The 21,782-nt window shown below is 59.5% G+C and carries 19 protein-coding genes; 16 read left to right on the top strand and 3 right to left on the bottom strand.

Translation table 11 applies throughout. The features are described 5' to 3' along the window. The first annotated feature begins 92 nt into the window (after positions 1–92). On the top strand, positions 93–1,724 hold the full coding sequence (locus tag JWU58_RS22085) for a Na+/H+ antiporter (RefSeq protein WP_206420990.1): 1,632 nt from the start codon (positions 93–95) through the stop codon (positions 1,722–1,724). A 45-nt stretch (positions 1,725–1,769) separates the two neighbouring features. Here JWU58_RS22085 and dapC read toward each other — a convergent pair whose 3' ends face one another. From dapC to map, 3 genes are all read right to left on the bottom strand, one after another. Further along, complete coding sequence (gene dapC, locus JWU58_RS22080) at positions 1,770–2,969, bottom strand: succinyldiaminopimelate transaminase (RefSeq protein ID WP_206420989.1); 1,200 nt, start codon at positions 2,967–2,969, stop codon at positions 1,770–1,772. A 222-nt stretch (positions 2,970–3,191) separates the two neighbouring features. After that, positions 3,192–5,894: a [protein-PII] uridylyltransferase gene (locus JWU58_RS22075; protein WP_122505690.1), complete on the bottom strand. Its 2,703-nt coding sequence runs from the start codon at positions 5,892–5,894 to the stop codon at positions 3,192–3,194. A 40-nt stretch (positions 5,895–5,934) separates the two neighbouring features. Then, positions 5,935–6,717, bottom strand: coding sequence for a type I methionyl aminopeptidase (gene map, locus JWU58_RS22070; protein WP_206420988.1), 783 nt, complete (start codon positions 6,715–6,717; stop codon positions 5,935–5,937). 374 nt (positions 6,718–7,091) lie between these two features. On the opposite strand from map, the gene rpsB reads away from it, so the two are divergent. The 15 genes from rpsB to rnhB all read left to right on the top strand — a co-directional run bounded on the left by rpsB (position 7,092) and on the right by rnhB (position 21,710). Next, on the top strand, positions 7,092–7,829 hold the full coding sequence (rpsB, locus tag JWU58_RS22065; protein ID WP_003222119.1) for a 30S ribosomal protein S2: 738 nt from the start codon (positions 7,092–7,094) through the stop codon (positions 7,827–7,829). A gap of 191 nt (positions 7,830–8,020) precedes the next feature. Beyond that, positions 8,021–8,884: a translation elongation factor Ts gene (tsf, locus tag JWU58_RS22060; RefSeq protein WP_016771476.1), complete on the top strand. Its 864-nt coding sequence runs from the start codon at positions 8,021–8,023 to the stop codon at positions 8,882–8,884. 208 nt (positions 8,885–9,092) lie between these two features. Next, positions 9,093–9,836, top strand: a complete 744-nt coding sequence (gene pyrH, locus JWU58_RS22055; RefSeq protein ID WP_003222124.1) for a UMP kinase — start codon at positions 9,093–9,095, stop codon at positions 9,834–9,836. Further along, entirely contained in the window at positions 9,833–10,390 is a 558-nt protein-coding gene (gene frr, locus JWU58_RS22050; protein WP_007954771.1) for a ribosome recycling factor, read from the top strand. The genes pyrH and frr overlap by 4 nt, the downstream gene beginning before the upstream one ends. Positions 10,391–10,404: 14 nt before the next feature. Further along, positions 10,405–11,160 (top strand): polyprenyl diphosphate synthase, encoded by a 756-nt coding sequence (uppS, locus tag JWU58_RS22045; RefSeq protein WP_016771475.1) that lies wholly within the window; start codon positions 10,405–10,407, stop codon positions 11,158–11,160. Next, positions 11,160–11,966, top strand: coding sequence for a phosphatidate cytidylyltransferase (locus JWU58_RS22040; RefSeq protein WP_016771474.1), 807 nt, complete (start codon positions 11,160–11,162; stop codon positions 11,964–11,966). Before uppS ends, JWU58_RS22040 begins: the two co-directional genes overlap by 1 nt. Beyond that, the gene (gene ispC / locus JWU58_RS22035) at positions 11,963–13,153 is read left to right on the top strand and encodes a 1-deoxy-D-xylulose-5-phosphate reductoisomerase (RefSeq protein ID WP_206420987.1); all 1,191 of its coding nucleotides are present in this window, start codon (positions 11,963–11,965) and stop codon (positions 13,151–13,153) included. The genes JWU58_RS22040 and ispC overlap by 4 nt, the downstream gene beginning before the upstream one ends. Positions 13,154–13,208: 55 nt before the next feature. Next, complete coding sequence (gene rseP, locus JWU58_RS22030; protein WP_110600137.1) at positions 13,209–14,561, top strand: sigma E protease regulator RseP; 1,353 nt, start codon at positions 13,209–13,211, stop codon at positions 14,559–14,561. Positions 14,562–14,635: 74 nt separating this feature from the next. Continuing rightward, positions 14,636–17,011, top strand: a complete 2,376-nt coding sequence (gene bamA / locus JWU58_RS22025; RefSeq protein WP_206420986.1) for an outer membrane protein assembly factor BamA — start codon at positions 14,636–14,638, stop codon at positions 17,009–17,011. A gap of 45 nt (positions 17,012–17,056) precedes the next feature. After that, entirely contained in the window at positions 17,057–17,560 is a 504-nt protein-coding gene (locus JWU58_RS22020; RefSeq protein WP_003222140.1) for an OmpH/Skp family outer membrane protein, read from the top strand. Positions 17,561–17,563: 3 nt separating this feature from the next. Next, entirely contained in the window at positions 17,564–18,619 is a 1,056-nt protein-coding gene (gene lpxD / locus JWU58_RS22015) for a UDP-3-O-(3-hydroxymyristoyl)glucosamine N-acyltransferase (RefSeq protein ID WP_206420985.1), read from the top strand. A gap of 106 nt (positions 18,620–18,725) precedes the next feature. Further along, complete coding sequence (gene fabZ / locus JWU58_RS22010; protein WP_016771469.1) at positions 18,726–19,166, top strand: 3-hydroxyacyl-ACP dehydratase FabZ; 441 nt, start codon at positions 18,726–18,728, stop codon at positions 19,164–19,166. Further along, positions 19,163–19,939: an acyl-ACP--UDP-N-acetylglucosamine O-acyltransferase gene (lpxA, locus tag JWU58_RS22005; RefSeq protein WP_073476048.1), complete on the top strand. Its 777-nt coding sequence runs from the start codon at positions 19,163–19,165 to the stop codon at positions 19,937–19,939. The genes fabZ and lpxA overlap by 4 nt, the downstream gene beginning before the upstream one ends. Before the next feature lie 2 nt (positions 19,940–19,941). Further along, on the top strand, positions 19,942–21,072 hold the full coding sequence (gene lpxB, locus JWU58_RS22000; RefSeq protein ID WP_243432926.1) for a lipid-A-disaccharide synthase: 1,131 nt from the start codon (positions 19,942–19,944) through the stop codon (positions 21,070–21,072). An 11-nt stretch (positions 21,073–21,083) separates the two neighbouring features. After that, a complete protein-coding gene (rnhB, locus tag JWU58_RS21995; RefSeq protein ID WP_016771466.1) occupies positions 21,084–21,710 on the top strand; it encodes a ribonuclease HII in 627 nt (208 codons plus the stop codon). Positions 21,711–21,782: the final 72 nt, after the last annotated feature.

The following is a 21,782-nucleotide window of genomic DNA, read 5'->3' as shown; positions in this document are numbered from 1 at the left end:
TCCAGGCGTGCGACGTATGTGCAACGGTCAGCCACAGCCTAAGGCGCTAATATGGCAGTTCAACGCTGTCGATCGCCTGAGATTCTGGTTTTATGCAAACTGCTTACACCGTCCTCATCCTGCTGATGCTGGTCAGCGTCTCGCGACTGGTCGGGCGGGTCATCCCGCTGCCGTTGCCGCTGGTGCAAATTGCTGCCGGTGCCTTGCTCGCCTGGCCGACGCTTGGCCTGCACGTCGCCCTCGATCCCGAATTGTTCCTGTTTCTGTTCCTGCCGCCGCTGCTGTTTTCCGATGGCTGGCGCATGCCCAAACGCGCCTTCTGGCAATTGCGTGGACCGATCCTGACCCTGGCCGTCGGCCTTGTTCTGTTCACCGTAGTCGGTGCCGGTTATTTCATTCATTGGCTGTTGCCGACGATTCCGCTGCCGGTGGCCTTCGCCCTTGCAGCGGTTTTGTCACCGACGGACGCCGTGGCGGTTTCAGCGATTTCGCAGAACCGTCTCCCCACGCCGCTGATGCATATCCTCCAGGGCGAGGCCCTGATGAACGATGCCTCAGGCCTGGTGACCTTCAAGTTCGCCCTCGCTGCAGCGGTCACGGGCGTGTTTTCGTTGACCAATGCCAGTCTGACCTTCGTCGCGGTCGCGCTCGGTGGTCTGGCGGTCGGTGTGGCGTTGAGCTGGCTGGTCGGACGCCTGCGCGCGTGGATGATCGCCCGTGGCTGGGACGATCCGGCCACGCATGTGGTGTTCATGTTGCTGCTGCCGTTCGCCGCTTATGTACTGGCTGAACGTCTGGGCGCTTCGGGCATTCTTTCGGCGGTGGCGGCGGGGATGATGCAAAGCTGGCTCGACCTGCTGCCGCGCCAGACCAGCACGCGATTGCTTAATCGCAGCGTTTGGGCGCTGCTCGAATTTGCGTTCAATGGCTTGATCTTCCTGCTGCTTGGCCTGCAATTGCCAGACATCATCAAGGCGGTGGTCAGCCATGAGCCGACGCTGTGGCCGACGCTGTTCTATCGCTGCCTCGATGTGTTGGCGATCTTCGTCGCGCTGGTGCTGCTGCGCTTCATCTGGGTGCAAAGCATCTGGCGCTTGTCGGTGTTGCTGCGCCGACTGCGCGGCAAGGGCGAGCTGACCCAAGTGCCGACGGCGCGTTCATGCTGGTTGCTGACGGTGGGCGGTGTGCGCGGGGCAGTGACGCTGGCAGGCGTGATGTCGGTGCCGATGCTGATCGGCGCCGAGGCTTTTCCTGAGCGCGACTTGCTGATCTTCATTGCTGCCGGGGTGATTCTGCTGTCGCTGGTCTCGGCCTGTATCGCGCTGCCCTTGCTGCTGCGCGGCATCGACAAAAGTCCCGACGACAAGCGTCGTCAGGAAGTGCGCGACGCCTGGCGCAAGACGGCCGAAGCGGCGATTCACTCGCTGGAAAGCGAAGAAGTGGTCCCGCAGGATGCCGCTCAAGCGGCGCTGGCGGCGGAGCTCAAGGCGCGGATCATGTCCGAATATCGGTATCAACTTGATGTGTTCAATGATTCCGCCGAGGCTCAGGCGCTGGCATTCCAGATGGATCTGCTTGAGCGTCGCCTGCGTTTGAAAGCACTGCGTGCGCAGCGTCTTGAGCTTTACAGTCTGAGCCGTCATCACCAGATCGGTGATGACGTGTTGCGAGAAGTGCTCGGGGAACTGGATTTGAGCGAGGCCAATCTGGGCCAGGTCAAATAACCGCTTGAGCGCTTGCAGCAGGGGACTGCCGCAAGCGCTCCGCAATCACTTCTGGCGGGTGATGAAGTCACGAATCCGTTCGGCGGCTTCGACGCATTCAGCCAACGGCGCAACCAGCGCCATGCGCACGCGGCCCGCCCCCGGATTGACGCCATCGACATCGCGAGACAGGTACGAGCCCGGCACCACGGTCACATGCTCCTGCTCGAACAGATCACGGCAGAACGCCGCATCATCGCCCTGCACATTCGGCCACAGATAGAAGCTGCCATCCGGGCGCTGTACGTCCATGACCGGGCTGAGGATGTTCAGCACCGCATCGAACTTCTCGCGGTACAGCGCACGGTTGGCGCGCACATGCACTTCGTCATTCCACGCGGCAACGCTGGCCAGTTGAGTCTGTACCGGCATCGCGCAGCCATGGTAAGTGCGATAGAGCAGGAAGCCCTTGAGGATGTCGGCATCGCCGGCAACAAAGCCTGAGCGCAAGCCCGGAAGGTTGGAGCGCTTGGACAGGCTGTGAAAGACCACGCAGCGCTTGAAGTCATTGCGGCCCAGTTCGACGCAGGCGCTGAGCAGGCCTGGCGGCGGAGTCTGTTCGTCGAAGTACAGTTCGCTGTAGCACTCGTCGGCGGCAATGACGAAGTCGTACTGATCAGCCAGGGCGATCAGCTTCTTCAGGGTCTCAACCGGAATCAGCGCGCCGGTCGGGTTGCCCGGCGAGCACAGGAACAGGATCTGGCAGCGCTGCCAGATATCTGGCGCTACTGCGTTGAAGTCCGGGTTGAAGCCGTTTTCATCCAGGCATGGCAGGTAATGCGGCTTGGCCCCGGCGAGGAACGCCGCGCCTTCGTAGATCTGATAGAACGGGTTGGGGCTGACCACCAGCGCATCGTCGCCCCGATTGACCACGGTCTGGGTGAAGGCGAACAGCGCTTCACGGGTGCCGTTGACCGGCAGCACGTTGCGCGCCGGATCGATCCAGCCGCTCGGCACGCCAAAACGACGCTCGCACCAGCCGGCGATGGCTTCGCGCAGGGCCGGGATGCCGAGGGTGGTCGGGTACACCGCCATCTGATCCAGACTGTTCGCCAGCGCTTCGGCGACAAAACTCGGCGAACGGTGTTTCGGCTCGCCGATCGACAGGGCGATCGGGCGTTTGTCCGGGTTCGGCGTAACGCTGCCGAGCAGGGCGCGGAGCTTTTCGAACGGGTACGGCTGGAGCTGGTTCAGAGCGTTGTTCATGGGGGCCTCTTTTAGATGCTCAAAAGCTTTCTGTGGCGAGGGGATTTATCCCCGTTGGGCTGAGCAGCGGCCGCAAAACCATTCACTGCGGTTCAACTGAATGTCCGCATACACAGGTTTTACGACTGCTTCGCAGCCGAACGGGGATAAATCCCCTCGCCACAGGGGATTGTATGTACCGGAGGAAAGCATGGGCTGCATTCACAGGGATAAACGGGTGATTCAGATACTGATCCGCGAAAGTTTGATATCCGGTTCCTGATTGACGCTCAGCTGTTCGACGATCGCATCCTGCAAACGGCTGCACAGCAGCGGATCGGACAACGGCTGGTTGTGCGCGTCGGTGATGAAGAACACGTCTTCCACGCGCTCGCCCAGGGTCGCAATCTTGGCGTTCTGCAGCGACAGGTCGAACTCGAGGAAAATCCCCCCGACCCGCGCCAGCAGGCCCGGCCGGTCGGGCGCCGTCAGTTCCAGCACGGTCACCGGACGCTGGGCGTCGTTGTGGATCGTCACTTGCGGGGCAAAGGCAAAATGCTTGAGCTGACGCGGCACCCGGCGCTGGATGATCGTCGGGTAGTCGTCCGGGTTGCGCAGCGCTTCGGTCAGGCCTTCGCGGATCTGCTTGATCCGCGTCGGGTTGTCGCCGATCGACTCGCCTTCGTTGTCGAGCACGATGTAGGTGTCGAGAGTGAACTGGCTGCTCGAGGTGATGACCCGGGCGTCGTGAATGTTCAGGTTGAGCTGGTCCATCGCCGCCACGGTCACGGCGAAGAAGTCGTGCTGGTCCGGTGCATAAATGAAGATCTGCGTGCCGCCCTCGAACTCGCGCTGGGTGGTTTCCTTGATCAGCACCAGCGGCCCGCCATCAACCGGTTGCTGCAGGATCGCGTCGCTGTGCCAGGCTACATCGCCGGCGGTGTGACGCAGGAAATAGTCATCGCCCAATTGCGCCCACAGCTGCTCGACGTCGTCCGGATCGGTGCCGCCGCGCACCAGAATGTCCAGCGCCGCGCTTTGCGTCTGGCGGATCTGTTCTTCGCGATCCACCGGGTTTTCCAGACCCCGGCGCAGGGCGCGCTTGGTCTCGGTATAAAGCTGGCGCAGCAGGCTGGCGCGCCATGAGTTCCACAGCGTCGGGTTGGTCGCATTGATGTCGGCCACGGTCAGCACATAGAGGTAGTCGAGGCGGGTTTCGTCGCCGACCGCCTGGGCGAAATCGTGGATCACCTGCGGGTCCGACAGATCCTTGCGCTGCGCAGTGGTGGACATCACCAAATGGTTCTGCACCAGCCAGACGATCAGGCGGCTGTCCCACACCGGCAACTGGTGACGCTGGCAGAACGCCTCGGCATCGACCGCGCCGATCTCCGAGTGATCGCCATGCCGGCCCTTGCCGATGTCGTGATACAGACCGGCCATGTAGATCAGCTCAGGTTTGGGCAGCTTGGCCATGAGCTTGGCGGCCAGCGGAAATTTCTCCGAGACCTGGGTGTACTGCAGTTTGCGCAGGTGCTTGATCAGATTCAGCGTGTGCGCATCGACCGTATAGATGTGGAACAGGTCGTGCTGCATCTGCCCGACGATAAAGCCGAACTCTGGCAGATAACGGCCGAGAATGCCGTAACGGTTCATTCGCCGCAGATTGCGATGGATGCCGATCTTGCACTTGAACAGCTCGATGAACAGGCTGGTGTTGCGGATATCGTTACGGAAGTTGTCATCGATCAGATGACGATGTTCGCGCAGCAGACGAATGGTGTCGGCGCGCACGCCTTTGATTTCCGGCTGCTGGGCCATCAGCACGAAAATCTCCAGCATGGCGAACGGCGTGCGGCGGAACACGTTGTCATTGCGCGCTTCGATGTAACCGTCATGCAACTGGAAGCGCGAATTGATCGGTTGCGGCGGCGCCTCGTCTTCGGGAGCGAGGATGACTTCCTCGAAGTGCTGGATGATCAGATCGCTCAGTTGGGCGATGCTCATCACAGTGCGGAAATACTGCTGCATGAAGTTTTCGACCGCCTGTTTGGCGTCGTCTCCTTCAAAGCCGAGCAGGCCGGCAATGGTGCGCTGATGATCGAACAGCAAGCGGTCTTCGGAACGGCCGGCGAGCATGTGCAGCGCGTAGCGCACTTTCCAGAGGAATTCCTGGGACGAGGCAAGCAGGGCGTTTTCGCTTTCGACCAGAAAGCCTTCGCCGGCGAGGGCGCGCAGGTTCAGGGTGCCGTACTGACGGCGGGCGACCCAGAGGATCGTCTGAATATCGCGCAGGCCGCCGGGCGAACCTTTGACGTTCGGTTCGAGGTTGTATTCGGTGTCGTTGTATTTGTGGTGGCGAGCTTTCTGCTCGGCCCGCTTGGCCAGGAAGAACTCCTTGGCCGGCCACATGTGCGCGGTGCTGGTGACGTCGAGCATGCGCTGGCGCAGACGCTCGGGGCCGCAGATGGTGCGGCTTTCCATCAGGTTGGTGACCACAGTCAGGTCGGCGCGGGCCTCTTCTGCGCATTCGTCGACCGAGCGCACGCTCTGGCCGACCTCCAGACCGATGTCCCACAACAGCGTCAGAAAACGCTCGATGGAATCGCGGAAAACTTCGTGGTCGGCACTGTCGAGCAGAATCAGCAGATCGATATCGGAGTAGGGGTGCAGTTCGCCGCGACCGTAGCCGCCCACCGCCACCAGAGCGATGTCGGCGTCTTCGCTCCAGTTGAACTGCTCCCAGGCCTTTTGCAGGATATTGTCGACAAACCAGGCGCGGTCCTCGATCAGTCGGCGGATGTCCCGGCCATTGCGAAAACGCGTGTCGAGGACCTCGCGGGCCTGGCGGATCGCCTTCTTGAACGCCGCGATAGGACTCGCTTTGAGGGCCAGTTCAGCCTGGAACTGGCCGCGGTCGAAGAGTTCGGGATCCACCTGCGGCATCGATTGGCTTTCCTTCTATAGGCTGGGAGCGTTCTGGGTGTCAGGCCGAGACACGCGGGATGGTGTCATCGCTGCGCAAAGTGAAAATCTCGTAGCCGGTGTCGGTGACCAGCAGGGTGTGTTCCCACTGTGCCGAGAGCTTGCGGTCCTTGGTAATCGCGGTCCAGCCGTCGCCGAGAACCTTGGTGTCGGCCTTGCCCTGGTTGATCATCGGCTCGATGGTGAAGGTCATGCCAGCCTTCAGTTCCATGCCGGTGCCGGCGCGACCGTAGTGCAGAATCTGCGGTTCTTCGTGGAAGACCTTGCCGATGCCGTGACCGCAGAACTCGCGCACCACTGAGAAACCGTTCTTTTCCGCGTGCTTCTGGATGACTTCGCCGATGTCGCCGAGGCGGCAGCCAGGTTTGACAATCTCGATGGCCTTGTACATGCATTCCTGGGTGACCTGCGACAGGCGCTCGGCCCAGACCGGCACTTCGCCGACGTGGAACATGCGGCTGGTATCACCGTGGTAGCCGTCCTTGATTACCGTGACGTCGATGTTCAGGGTGTCGCCGTTTTTCAGCGGCTTGTCGTTAGGGATGCCGTGGCAGACCACATGGTTGATCGAAGTGCAGATCGACTTCGGGTAGCCCTTGTAGTTGAGCGGGGCAGGGATGGCCTGCTGCACATTGACGATGTAGTCGTGGCAAATCTGGTTGAGCTGATCGGTGGTCACGCCCGGTTTGACATGTTCGGCAATCATTTCCAGCACACCGGCGGCCAGTTTGCCGGCGACACGCATGCCAGCGATGTCCTCGGGGGTTTTGAGGTTGACGGTCATACAGGCTCTCTCTGCGCTCGGCGGCGCTTACGGATACGAATTGGGTGGCAAGCGTACATTTTGCGACCCTGAAAAACGCGATTCTACCAGACGGGAGGCGCAAATCCGCGCCTGCATGTCCAGCTTCTATCTATACAATGGTGCCCATCGAGCCGATTCCAAGGGGGCTGCGCCCGTGTCCCTGGTGCGAATACAGATTCCGGGTTCCGTTTCTGCGCACCCTGTGGTATAAAATGCGCCGCTTTCCGGGGATGCCCCGAAAAGCTTTAAATCCACACACGTGTCGACACGATGACCTGGGTGCCTTGGGCTTTATGCCTCTGGTTGGTCATTGGGATACGTGGAGGCCAAACCCGACTTATCAAGGAACTATCATGTCCCAAGTCAACATGCGCGATATGCTGAAGGCCGGTGTGCACTTCGGTCACCAAACCCGTTACTGGAATCCGAAAATGGGCAAGTACATTTTCGGCGCGCGTAACAAGATTCACATCATCAACCTTGAAAAAACCCTGCCAATGTTCAACGAAGCCCTGACTTTCGTAGAGCGTCTGGCCCAGGGCAAAAACAAGATTCTGTTCGTCGGCACCAAGCGTTCCGCTGGCAAGATCGTTGCTGAAGAAGCAGCACGTTGCGGTTCGCCGTACGTCGATCACCGCTGGTTGGGCGGCATGCTGACCAACTTCAAGACCATTCGTGCTTCCATCAAGCGTCTGCGTGACCTTGAAGTTCAAGCCGAAGACGGTACTTTCGCCAAGCTGACCAAGAAAGAAGCGCTGATGCGCTCCCGTGATCTTGAGAAGCTGGATCGTTCGCTGGGCGGCATCAAGGACATGGGCGGTCTGCCAGACGCACTGTTCGTGATCGACGTTGACCACGAGCGCATCGCGATCACCGAAGCCAACAAGCTGGGCATCCCGGTCATCGGCGTTGTCGATACCAACAGCAGCCCGGAAGGCGTTGACTACATCATCCCAGGCAACGATGACGCCATCCGCGCTATCCAGCTGTACATGGGTTCGATGGCTGACGCAGTTATCCGCGGCCGCAACAACGTTGCTGGCGGTACTGTAGAATTCGCAGCTGAAGAAACTCAGGCTGCAGCTGAGTAATCGACGCCCCTGGCGTTGACTCAGTAAGCAAAAAGGGGGCTTGGCCCCCTTTTTGCCACCTCGAAAACCATTTGTCGGCGCCCACGTCTGTATTTGTCATGTGCGGCAGCCAACATGGGTGGTTCGGGAAGAATTGAACGCCCGTTCGATCGGGTGGAATGGTTGAAAACCTATCCAAGAGGAATTTGAAAATGGCAGCAATTACTGCAGCGTTGGTCAAAGAACTGCGCGAGCGTACCGGCGAAGGCATGATGGATTGCAAGAAAGCCCTGGAAAAGGCTGACGGCGACATCGAAAAAGCCATTGATGACATGCGTGCTTCGGGCGCCATCAAGGCTGCGAAAAAAGCTGGCAACGTTGCCGCTGAAGGCGCAATCGCCATCAAATCGAATGACAAGGCAGCCGTGCTGCTGGAAGTCAACTCGCAGACCGACTTCCTGGCCCTGCAAGACGATTTCAAGAACTTCGTTGCTGCCAGCGTAGAAAAAGCTTTTGACGAAAAACTGACCGACGCAGCTCCGCTGATCGCCGCTCAGGAATCGGCTCGTGAAGCGCTGGTTGCCAAAGTTGGCGAGAACGTAAACATCCGTCGTCTGGTACGCGTAGAAGGTGACGTTGTCGGCACCTACCTGCACGGTAACAAGATCGGTGTTGCTGTTGTCCTGAAAGGCGGTGACGTCGAGCTGGCCAAAGACATCGCTATGCACGTTGCTGCAAGCAACCCTGAGTTCCTGCTGCCTTCGCAAGTCTCCGACGAAGCGATCGAGCGTGAGAAGGCTGTGTTCCTGCAGCTGAACGAAGAAAAGATCAAAGGCAAGCCAGAAAACATTGTTGAGAACATGGTCAAGGGCCGTATCAGCAAGTTCCTGGCGGAAGCGAGCCTGGTCGAGCAGGCGTTCGTCAAGAACCCTGAAGTCAAGGTCGGCGAGCTGGCCAAGAAAGCCGGTGCTGAAATCGTTTCCTTCACTTACTTCAAAGTAGGCGAAGGCATCGAGAAGCCGGTCGACAACTTCGCTGAAGAAGTTGCTGCCCAGCTGGCTGCCGCCAAGCAATAAGACGGTTTTCAACTGTCGCCCGAAAGAGGCTGCCCGCTAACGCGCGCAGCCTCTTTTCAGATGGGGTACCAATTTTTTATTTGGTTTCCACCCGGAACTGACTTACAAAGCCATGTTCCGATGGCGCTGCAGCATCGCCAAGCTAGAGTGAACGCCAGCTGTAAACAGCTCGCAAAGAATTTTAAATACGCCGCAGGAGAGATTCGCAATGGCTCAGCAGGGCAGTGGTTATCAGGCTCGCTATAAACGCATTCTACTCAAGCTTAGCGGCGAGGCCCTGATGGGCTCGGAAGAGTTCGGGATCGATCCGAAGGTGCTGGATCGCATGGCGCTGGAAGTCGGTCAACTGGTCGGCATCGGCGTGCAGGTCGGTCTGGTGATCGGCGGTGGCAACCTGTTCCGTGGCGAAGCCCTGAGCAAGGCCGGTATGGATCGGGTCACGGGCGACCACATGGGCATGCTGGCCACTGTGATGAACGCCCTGGCCATGCGCGATGCGCTGGAACGTGCCAATATCTCGGCCATCGTCATGTCGGCCATTTCGATGGTCGGTGTGACCGATCACTACGATCGCCGCAAAGCCATGCGTCACCTGAACTCCAAGGACGTCGTGATCTTCGCGGCCGGTACCGGCAATCCGTTCTTCACCACGGATTCGGCAGCCTGCCTGCGTGCAATCGAAATCGACGCCGACGTTGTGCTCAAGGCCACCAAGGTTGATGGCGTGTACACCGCAGACCCGTTCAAAGACCCGCATGCCGAGAAGTTCGATCATCTGACTTATGATGAAGTACTGGATCGCAAGCTGGGTGTAATGGATCTGACTGCCATCTGCCTGTGCCGCGATCACAAGATGCCGCTGCGCGTATTCAACATGAACAAGCCCGGCGCCCTGCTGAACATTGTGCACGGCGGCGCTGAAGGGACTTTGATCGAGGAAGGCCAACAATGATCAACGAAATCAAGAAAGACGCCCAAGCGCGTATGCAGAAATCCCTGGAATCTCTGAACCACGCGTTCGGCCAGATTCGTACCGGCAAGGCTCACCCGAGCATCCTCGGCAGCGTCATGGTGCCTTACTACGGCACTGACACTCCGCTGAGCGGCGTTGCCAACGTCACCGTGAAAGATTCGCGCACCCTGCAGGTCGTGGCCTTCGAGCGCAACATGCTCGCTGCCGTCGACAAGGCAATCCAGAGCGCCGGTCTGAACCTCAACCCGACCAACCTGGGCGAGTTGCTGTTGATCCCGATGCCTGCCCTTACCGAGGAAACGCGCAAAGGCTTCACCAAGCAGGCACGCAGCGCAGCCGAAGACGCGCGCGTAGCCGTGCGCAACATCCGTCGCGATGCCTTGGGCGAGCTGAAAAAACTGGTCAAGGACAAGGAAATCAGCGAAGACGAAGAGCGTCGTGCCATCGCCGATATCGACAAACTGACCAAAGAATCCGAGGCCCAGATCACCAAGGCCACGGACGAGAAAGAAAAAGACCTGATGGCCGTATAAGGGTCGAGCTTTAAATGGACAAGACCAAGCAGACTGCGCCGTCCGCGGTGCCGCGCCATGTCGCGATCATCATGGATGGCAATAATCGCTGGGCGAAAAAACGCTTTATGCCGGGTGTCGCCGGGCATAAAGCGGGCGTGGATGCTGTGCGGGCAGTGATCGAGGTGTGCGCTGAGGCCAAGGTCGAAGTTTTGACCCTGTTCGCCTTCTCCAGTGAAAACTGGCAGCGCCCGGCCGATGAAGTCAGTGCCTTGATGGACCTGTTCTTCAAGGCCTTGCGTCGTGAGGCCAAGCGCCTCAACGACAACAACATCAGTCTGCGCATCATTGGCGATCGCTCGCGCTTCCACCCTGAGCTTCAGGCGGCGATGCGCGAGGCTGAGGCCATGACGGTCGGTGCCAACCGCTTTGTCTTGCAGATCGCAGCCAATTATGGCGGTCAGTGGGATATCGCCCAGGCTGCGCAACGTCTGGCGCGTGAAGTCCAGGCCGGGCATTTGCGACCAGAGGACATCACCCCGGATCTGCTGCAGACCTGTCTGGCCACCGGCGATCTGCCGTTGCCTGACCTGTGCATTCGCACCGGTGGCGAGCATCGCATCAGCAACTTCCTGCTGTGGCAGCTGGCCTACGCCGAGTTGTACTTCTCCGACCTGTTCTGGCCGGACTTCAAACACGACGCCATGCGCACCGCGCTGGCCGATTTCGCTTCCCGCCAGCGTCGCTTCGGTAAAACGAGCGAACAGGTCGAAGCTGGAGCCCGGGTTTAATGCTTAAACAACGAATCATCACTGCACTGATCCTGCTGCCGATTGCCTTGTGCGGGTTTTTCCTGCTCAAAGGTGCCGGCTTCGCGCTGTTCATTGGCCTGGTGGTGAGCCTCGGTGCCTGGGAATGGGCGCGTCTGGCCGGCTTCACCGCACAGTCGTTCCGCGTCGGCTTTGCCGCTGTGGTCGCCTTGATGCTGTTTGTCATGTACGTGTTGCCGGGCCTTGCGCCTTGGGTGCTCGGTGCATCGGTGATCTGGTGGGCGATTGCGACTTATCTGGTGCTGACGTATCCACGCTCCAGCGCGCACTGGTCCACGGCGGCAACCAAGCTGCTGATCGGCCTGCTGATCCTGCTGCCTGCGTGGCAGGGTCTGGTGCAGATCAAGCAATATCCGCTGGGTAACTGGTTGATCATGGCGGTGATGGTGCTGGTCTGGGGTGCGGACATCGGTGCTTACTTTTCCGGGCGCAAGTTCGGCAAGCGCAAGCTGGCGCCGCAGGTCAGTCCGGGCAAGAGCTGGGAAGGCGTTTACGGTGGTCTGGCGCTGAGTCTGGTGATTACCGCGATCGTCGGGCTGGTGCGCGACTGGACCGTGGCCGAGCTGCTCAAAGGCCTGATCGGCGCGGCAGTGATCGTCTTCATTTCTGTGGTCGGTGACCTTACCGAAAGCATGTTCAAGCGCCAGTCCGGCATCAAGGACAGCAGTAATCTGCTGCCCGGCCATGGTGGCGTGCTGGATCGCATCGACAGCCTGACCGCAGCCATTCCGGTGTTCGCCGTATTGCTCTGGATGGCCGCCCCGTGAGTCGTCCCCAGCAGATTACCGTGTTGGGTGCGACCGGTTCGATCGGTCTGAGCACCCTGGATGTGATTGCCCGTCATCCTGAGCGTTATCGGGTTTTTGCATTGAGTGGTTTCACCCGTCTTAGCGAATTGCTCGCGCTGTGCGTTCGTCATGTACCGCAATTTGCTGTGGTGCCTGAAGGTGCTGCGGCGCGTGGGTTGCAGGATGACTTGCGTGCAGCCGGTTTGCCGACTCGTGTGCTGGTAGGTGAGGAGGGCCTGTGTCAGGTTGCCTCCGCGCCTGAAGTCGACGCGGTCATGGCGGCCATTGTCGGTGCGGCGGGTTTGCGTCCGACACTGGCGGCGGTCGAGTCGGGCAAAAAGATTCTGCTGGCCAATAAAGAAGCGCTGGTGATGTCCGGCGCGCTGTTCATGCAGGCGGTGCGCAAAAGCGGCTCGGTGCTGCTGCCGATCGACAGTGAGCACAACGCGATTTTTCAGTGCATGCCAGCGGATTTCGCCCGCGGCTTGAGCTCGGTTGGTGTGCGGCGGATCTTGCTGACGGCCTCTGGCGGGCCTTTCCGGCAGACGCCGATGTCCGAGCTGGCGCATGTTTCGCCGGAACAGGCTTGCGCGCATCCGAACTGGTCCATGGGGCGCAAGATCTCCGTGGATTCGGCAAGCATGATGAACAAGGGTCTGGAACTGATCGAAGCCTGCTGGTTGTTCGATGCCAAACCGACTCAGGTCGAAGTGGTGATTCATCCGCAAAGCGTGATCCATTCTCTGGTCGACTATGTGGATGGCTCGGTGCTGGCGCAATTGGGCAACCCCGACATGCGCACGCCGATCGCCAACGCCCTGGCCTGGCCTGAGCGTATCGATTCCGGCGTACCGCCACTGGATCTGTTCGCCATTGCGCGACTGGATTTCGAAGCGCCCGATGAAAGCCGCTTCCCCTGCCTGCGATTGGCCCGTCAGGCGGCCGAAGCTGGCGACAGCGCGCCGGCGATGCTCAACGCGGCCAATGAAGTGGCCGTGGCAGCGTTTCTCGACGGACGGGTTCGCTACCTGGAAATCGCGAGTATCATCGAGGAAGTCTTGAATCTGGAGCCGGTGGTGGCGCTGCATGACCTCGACGCCGTGTTTACGGCGGACGCGAAAGCGCGAGTGCTGGCTGAGCAGTGGTTGAGTCGGCACGGCCGATAGTTTTTTGTAACGCAACGGCAACACGCGACACTGAACAGGATTGCGGAGAAAGTAGATGAGCGCGCTCTATATGATTGCCGGCACCCTGATCGCCCTGGGTGTGCTGGTCACCTTCCACGAATTCGGCCACTTCTGGGTCGCGCGTCGCTGTGGCGTCAAGGTTCTGCGGTTTTCCGTGGGCTTTGGCATGCCGTTGCTGCGCTGGCATGACAAGCAAGGCACTGAATTCGTGGTCGCCGCGATTCCCTTGGGCGGCTACGTCAAGATGCTCGACGAGCGCGAAGGCGAAGTGCCGGTCGATCAACTCGATCAGTCGTTCAATCGCAAATCGGTACGTCAGCGTATCGCCATTGTTGCCGCTGGCCCGATTGCCAACTTCCTTTTGGCGCTGGTGTTCTTCTGGGTGCTGGCGATGCTCGGCAGCGAGCAGGTGCGTCCGGTCATTGGCGCGGTCGAGTCTGGCAGCATTGCCGCCAAGGCTGGTCTGAACGCCGGTCAGGAGATCGTTTCGATCGATGGCGAGCCAACGTCAGGTTGGGCTGCGGTCAATCTGCAATTGGTGCGCCGTCTCGGTGAGAGCGGCGCCATTCAATTGCTGGTGCGCGAGCAGGGTTCGACGGCAGAATCGCCGCGCACGCTGGCACTGGATAACTGGCTAAAAGGCGCCGACGAGCCGGATCCGATCCGTTCGCTGGGCATTCGTCCATGGCGTCCGGCCTTGCCGCCGGTGCTTGCCGAGCTGGACCCGAAAGGCCCGGCTCAGGCGGCGGGGCTGAAAACCGGCGATCGATTGCTGGCGCTTGATGGCCAGCCGCTCGATGACTGGCAGCAAGTGGTCGATACCGTTCGTACGCGTCCTGATACCAAAATCATGCTGCGCATCGAGCGCGACAATGCTCAAATCGACGTCCCTGTGACCCTGGCGGCGCGCGGTGAAAGCAAAGCGCCAAGCGGTTATCTGGGCGCTGGCGTCAAAGCCATCGACTGGCCGCCGGAAATGATCCGCGAGGTCAGTTATGGCCCGCTGGCCGCGATTGGCGAGGGTGCCCGTCGCACTTGGACCATGAGCATTCTGACGCTGGATTCACTGAAGAAAATGCTGTTCGGCGAGCTCTCGGTAAAAAACTTGAGTGGACCGATAACCATTGCTAAAGTGGCGGGCGCTTCTGCCCAGTCGGGCGTCGCTGATTTCCTGAATTTCCTTGCTTATCTGAGTATTAGCCTGGGCGTTCTGAATTTGCTGCCCATTCCTGTACTGGATGGGGGGCATTTGTTGTTTTATCTGATCGAGTGGGTGCGTGGTCGCCCCTTGTCGGATAGGGTGCAAGGTTGGGGGATACAGATCGGTATCAGTTTGGTGGTCGGGGTGATGTTGCTTGCTCTGGTCAACGATCTGGGTCGACTGTAACGCTTCGCTGAATTGCGAATCTGCCGCATTTTGCGGCAGTTTGTTTATTGCCAGTTGGAATAAGAAAGGACTTCATGAAACGTCTGCTGCTAACTGCGGTTCTCACCGTATTGATGATCGCCGAAGTTCACGCCGAGTCCTTCACTATCTCTGATATTCGCGTCAATGGCCTCCAGCGGGTCTCCGCGGGTAGCGTCTTTGGTGCCTTGCCGTTGAACGTCGGCGAGCAGGCGGATGATCGTCGCCTGGTGGAATCCACTCGTGCGTTGTTCAAAACCGGTTTCTTTCAAGATATCCAGCTGGGCCGCGAAGGCAACGTTCTGGTCATCACCGTGGTCGAGCGTCCCTCGGTCGCCAGTATCGAAATCGAAGGCAACAAGGCGATTTCCACTGAAGACCTGATGAAGGGCCTCAAGCAATCCGGTCTGGCCGAAGGCGAAATCTTCCAGCGCGCCACCCTCGAGGGTGTGCGTAACGAACTGCAGCGTCAGTACGTTGCCCAAGGTCGTTACTCCGCTACCGTCGACACCGAAGTGGTTTCGCAGCCGCGTAACCGCGTGGGTCTGAAGGTGAAGATCAACGAAGGTACCGTTGCCGCCATCCAGCACATCAACGTGGTAGGTAATACGGTTTTCCCTGAGGAAGACCTGACCGACCTGTTTGAACTGAAAACCACCAACTGGCTGTCGTTCTTCAAGAACGATGACAAATATGCCCGCGAAAAACTTTCCGGTGACCTGGAGCGTCTGCGTTCCTACTATCTGGATCGCGGCTATATCAACATGGACATCGCTTCGACCCAGGTATCGATTACCCCGGACAAGAAGCACGTCTATATCACCGTCAACGTCACCGAAGGCGAGAAGTACACCGTTCGTGACGTCAAGCTCAGCGGCGACCTGAAAGTCCCTGAAGACCAGGTAAAGTCGCTGTTGCTGGTGCAGAAGGGCCAGGTGTTCTCGCGCAAGCTGATGACCACCACCTCCGAGCTGATCACCCGTCGTCTGGGTAACGAGGGCTACACCTTCGCCAACGTCAACGGTATTCCTCAGCCGCATGATGACGACCACACCGTGGACGTCCTCTTCGCTGTCGATCCGGGCAAGCGCGCCTACGTCAATCGCATCAACTTCCGTGGCAACACCAAGTCCGAAGACGAAGTGCTGCGTCGTGAAATGCGTCAGATGGAAGGCGGCTGGGCTTCGACCTACCTGATCGACCAGTCCAAGACCCGTCTGGAACGTCTGGGCTTCTTCAAGGAAGTCAACGTTGAAACCCCGGCCGTGCCAGGTGTCGACGACCAGGTTGATGTGAACTACGCCGTTGAAGAACAGGCTTCCGGTTCGATCACCGCCAGCGTCGGTTTCGCCCAGAGCGCCGGTCTGATCCTCGGTGGTTCGATCACCCAGAACAACTTCCTCGGTACCGGTAACCGCGTCAGCATCGGTCTGACCCGCAGCGAATATCAGAGCCGTTACAACTTCGGTTACGTTGACCCGTACTGGACCGCCGATGGCGTGAGCCTTGGTTACAACGCGTTCTATCGCACCACCGACTACGATGAACTCGATGCCGATATTTCCAGCTATGCGGTAGACAGCCTCGGTGCCGGCGTGAACGTCGGTTACCCGATCAGCGAGACTTCGCGTCTGACCTTCGGTGCTTCCGTTCAACAGGACAAGATCAACACCGGTCGCTACACCGTTGACGAGATTTTCGATTTCGTTAACAAGGAAGGCGATAACTACCTGAACTTCAAGGCTTCGGCCGGTTGGTCGGAATCGACCCTGAACAAAGGCGTACTGCCGACCCGTGGCCGGTCCCAGAGCCTGACTCTGGAAACCACCATCCCCGGCAGCGACCTGTCGTTCTTCAAGCTCGACTATCGTGGCCAGTTATTCCAGCCGATCACCGAAAACTACACCATGCGCCTGCACACCGAACTCGGTTATGGCGACGGTTACGGTTCGACCGACGGCTTGCCGTTCTATGAAAACTACTATGCAGGTGGTTTCAACTCGGTACGTGGCTTCAAGGACAGCACCCTTGGCCCGCGCAGTACGCCGAGCCGTGGTACCAACCCGGGCACTATCGCCGACCCTGACCAGGATCCACTGCCGTTCGGTGGTAACGTCCTGATCCAGGGCGGTGTGGAAGTTCTTTTCCCGCTGCCATTCGTGAAAGATCAGCGTTCCCTGCGGACTTCGGTGTTCTGGGATGTGGGTAACGTATTTGACTCGCAGTGCAAGGACACTACGAACGCCAATGGCTCGTCGTCCAACACCAAGTGCAACGACATCAGCCTGAGCAACATGGCCAGCTCCGTAGGTGTGGGCGTGACCTGGGTCACCGCACTGGGACCGTTGAGCTTCGCGCTGGCGATGCCGGTGAAGAAACCGGATGACGCTGAAACTCAAGTGTTCCAATTCTCCCTCGGCCAGACGTTCTAAGCGTCTGACCCAAGATAACGACAATGGATTTTGTAGGAGTGCATCGTGCGTAAGTTGACTCAATTGGTTCTCCTGGCCTCCGTACTGGTGGCAGGCCCGGCGTTCGCCGACATGAAAATTGCCGTGCTGAACTATCAGATGGCACTGCTGGAATCCGACGCGGCGAAGAAGTACGCCGTGGATGCCGAGAAGAAGTTCGGTCCGCAACTGACCAAGCTGAAAACCCTGGAAAGCAGCGCCAAAGGCATTCAGGACCGTCTGATGGCCGGTGGCGACAAAATGCAGCAGGGCGAGCGTGAGCGTCTGGAGCTGGAATTCAAGCAAAAGGCCCGCGACTTCCAGTTCCAGTCCAAGGAGCTGAACGAAGCCAAAGCCGTTGCCGACCGTGAAATGCTCAAGCAACTGAAGCCGAAACTGGACAGCGCTGTGGAAGAAGTCATCAAGAAGGGTGGTTTTGACCTGGTGTTCGAGCGTGGCGCAGTCATCGATGTCAAACCACAGTACGACATCACGCGCCAGGTTATCGAGCGCATGAATCAGCTGAAGTAACCCATGACCGTGACTATCAGGCTCGGCCAGTTGGCCGAGCACCTCGGCGCCACCCTGCGTGGCGACCCCGAGAGGCAAATTACTGGGCTAGCCACTTTGCAAGAGGCTGGCCCAGCTCAGTTGAGCTTTCTGGCAAATCCCCAATACCGCAAATACCTGGCCGGTTCTCAAGCAGCTGCACTGCTGCTCAAGGCAGCCGACGCTGAGGGTTTTGCCGGTAATGCCCTGGTGGTGCCTGATCCTTATCTGGCCTATGCACGTATCTCGCATCTGTTCGATCCAAAGCCAAAAGCGGCTGGCGGGATTCATCCGACAGCGGTGATCGCGGCGGACGCAGTGGTTGATCCAAGTGCCAGCATCGGTCCGTTCGTGGTGATCGAAGCCGGTGCACGCATCGCTGCAGAGGTGACGCTGGGCGCGCATTGCGTAGTCGGCGCGCGCAGTGAAATCGGTGAAGGCGGCTGGCTCGCTCCGCGCGTTACGCTGTATCACGATGTGCGCATCGGCAAGCGTGTGGTTATTCAGTCCGGCGCAGTGATCGGCGGTGAGGGCTTCGGCTTCGCCAACGAAAAAGGCGTCTGGCAGAAAATCGCCCAGATCGGTGGCGTGACCATCGGCGACGATGTCGAGATCGGCGTGAACACCGCCATCGACCGCGGCGCTCTGGCCGATACCGTGATTGGCAATGGCGTGAAGCTCGACAACCAGATTCAGATCGCGCACAACGTCCAGGTCGGTGATCACACCGCCATGGCCGCGTGCGTCGGCATTTCCGGCAGCACCAAAATCGGCAAGCACTGCATGCTCGCCGGCGGTGTTGGTCTGGTCGGCCACATTGATATTTGCGACAACGTTTTCCTGACCGGGATGACCATGGTGACTCACTCGATTACCGAGCCGGGCGCCTATTCTTCCGGCACAGCCATGCAACCGGCGGCCGAATGGCGCAAAAGCGCGGCCCGCATCCGTCAGCTCGATGACATCGCGCGACGGTTGAAACAGCTGGAAAAGCGCGTTGGGGAAGTGACCCCTGACGGCAATGCTTCATCTGATGGCTGATACCATTTCCATATCAAGTGTGCACAGCCTCTGGACTGCCTCCTTGATTTGCTAGAGGAGTGCGCGTCAGTCGCGCTCCCAATCTTTACATAGGCTTTCCCCTGAAATGATGGACATCAACGAGATTCGCGAATACCTGCCTCACCGTTACCCGTTCCTGCTGGTGGACCGGGTGGTGGAACTGGACACTGAAGGCAAGCGAATTCGCGCCTACAAGAATGTCAGCATCAATGAACCGTTCTTCAATGGTCACTTCCCTGCGCATCCAATCATGCCGGGCGTGCTGATCATCGAAGCGATGGCTCAGGCTGCCGGGATCCTCGGTTTCAAGATGCTCGACGTCAAACCGGCCGACGGCACCCTGTATTACTTCGTCGGTTCCGACAAGCTGCGCTTCCGCCAGCCAGTCAAGCCGGGCGATCAGTTGATCCTTGAAGCGACATTCATCAGCTGCAAGCGCAAGATCTGGAAGTTCGAATGCCAGGCTTCGGTGGACGGCAAGCCGGTCTGCTCGGCAGAAATCATCTGCGCGGAACAGAAAGTATGAGTTTGATTGACCCTCGCGCAATCATCGATCCGTCCGCCGTTCTGGCTGACGGCGTCGAGGTCGGCCCGTGGTCGATCATCGGCGCAGGTGTGGAAATCGGCGAGGGTACCGTGATCGGGCCGCACGTGATCCTCAAGGGGCCGACCCGCATTGGTAAGCACAATCGCATCTACCAGTTTTCTTCGGTAGGCGAAGACACCCCGGATCTGAAGTACAAAGGCGAGGAAACCCGCCTGGTGATCGGCGACCACAACGTCATTCGTGAAGGCGTGACCATTCACCGTGGCACCGTGCAGGACCGTTCGGAAACCACCCTGGGTGATCACAACCTGATCATGGCCTATGCCCACATCGGCCATGACAGCGTCATCGGCAACCACTGCATTCTGGTCAACAACACTGCGTTGGCCGGGCATGTACACGTTGACGACTGGGCGATCCTCTCCGGTTTCACCTTGGTGCATCAGTACTGCCACATCGGCGCCCACAGCTTTTCCGGCATGGGCACGGCGATCGGCAAGGATGTTCCGGCGTTCGTCACCGTGTTCGGCAACCCGGCCGAAGCGCGCAGCATGAACTTCGAAGGCATGCGCCGTCGCGGTTTCAGCGAAGACGCGATTCATGCGCTGCGCCGCGCGTACAAGACTGTCTATCGGCAGGGCCTGACGGTCGAACAGGCGTTGGCCGAACTGGCCGAGTCGTCTGCGCAGTTCCCTGAAGTCGCCGTGTTCCGTGATTCGATCCAGGCGTCGACTCGCGGCATCACCCGCTGATCATGGCCAGTCTGCGTATTGCGCTGGTGGCGGGTGAGGCTTCCGGTGACATTCTCGGCGCCGGCCTCATGCGCGCGCTCAAGGCACAGCACCCGGCAGTCGAGTTCATCGGCGTCGGCGGTCCGTTGATGCAGGCCGAAGGCCTGACCTCCTACTTTCCCATGGAGCGCTTGTCGGTCATGGGGCTGGTGGAGGTTCTCGGTCGGCTGCGTGAATTGCTCAAGCGCCGCAAAGAGCTGATTGCCACACTGATTGCCGCAAAGCCGGACGTGTTCATCGGCATCGATGCGCCGGATTTCAACCTCAATATCGAACTCAAGCTGCGTCAGGCCGGGATCAAGACCGTGCATTACGTCAGCCCGTCGGTTTGGGCATGGCGGCAGAAACGGGTGCTGAAGATCCGCGAAGGCTGCGATCTGATGCTGACCCTGTTGCCGTTCGAAGCGAAATTCTACGAAGAGAAAGGCGTGCCGGTGCGTTTCGTCGGTCACACCTTGGCCGATACCATTCCGCTGCAAGCCGACCGCGCCGCTGCACGCGCCGAGCTGGGTTTGCCCGACGGCCCGCTGGTGGCGTTGATGCCGGGCAGCCGTGGCGGTGAAGTCAGTCGCCTCGGCGCGCTGTTCCTCGACACTGCCGAACGTCTGCGCGCCATGCGTCCGGGCGTGCGCTTTGTCATGCCTTGTGCAAACCCGGAACGCCGGGTGCAACTCGAGGCCTTGCTTGCTGGTCGGGATTTGCCGGTGACATTGCTCGACGGTAAATCCCACTTGGCCCTCGCCGCGTGCAACGCCGTGTTGATCGCTTCCGGCACTGCTACCCTTGAAGCACTGCTGTACAAGCGACCGATGGTGGTGGCCTATCGGTTGGCGCCGCTGACGTTCTGGATTCTCAAACGCATGGTCAAGAGCCCGTACGTGTCGCTGCCCAACTTGCTCGCTCAGCGCTTGCTGGTGCCGGAGTTGTTGCAGGATGATGCGACTGTCGAGGCGTTGGCGCAGACACTCTCGCCATTGATCGATGGCGGAGATGAACAGACCCGAGGCTTCGACGAGATCCACCGCACGCTGCGGCGCGATGCTTCCAATCAGGCGGCGCAAGCCGTCCTTGACCTGATCGGCAAACCACAATGAGCAAGACAAGCATGCAAATGGGCCTGGATTTCACTCTGGTAGCCGAAGTCGAAGAACTGGTCGCCGGTGTTGATGAAGTCGGTCGTGGTCCGTTGTGCGGTGCGGTGGTAACGGCAGCGGTGATTCTCGATCCGAACCGGCCGATCCTCGGCCTCGACGATTCGAAAAAGCTCACCGAAGCCAAGCGCGAAAAGCTCTACGACGAGATCTGCGAGAAAGCCCTGAGCTGGTGTATTGCCCGCGCCGAAGTTGAAGAAATCGACGATCTGAATATCCTCCACGCGACCATGCTGGCCATGCAGCGCGCGGTTGCCGGTCTGCATATTCAGCCGAAGCTGGCGATGATCGACGGTAACCGCTGCCCGCATTTGCCGATGCGTGCCGAGGCGGTGATTCAGGGCGACGGCAAGGTGCCGGCGATCGCGGCGGCGTCGATTCTGGCCAAGGTCAGTCGTGATCGCGAAATGGCGGCGTTCGAATTGATCTACCCGGGCTACGGCATCGGCGGCCATAAAGGCTACCCGACGCCCGTTCATCTGGAAGCACTGGCGCGGCTCGGCCCGACGCCGATTCACCGCCGCTCGTTTGCCCCGGTACGCCTGGCTTACGAGGCGCGGGAAAGCCTGACGCAGGTTTAGGCGCAAGGCTGATGTTTTATTCGAGGCCCGGTACAATCCGGGCCTCGTTGTCTCTATGTAACTGGACAGGAT

Source organism: Pseudomonas atacamensis (genome assembly GCF_017167965.1).
Classification (GTDB): Bacteria; Pseudomonadota; Gammaproteobacteria; order Pseudomonadales; family Pseudomonadaceae; genus Aquipseudomonas; species Aquipseudomonas atacamensis.
Note: the sequence above shows the minus strand (reverse complement) of the source record. Positions and strands in the feature narration are given on the sequence as shown.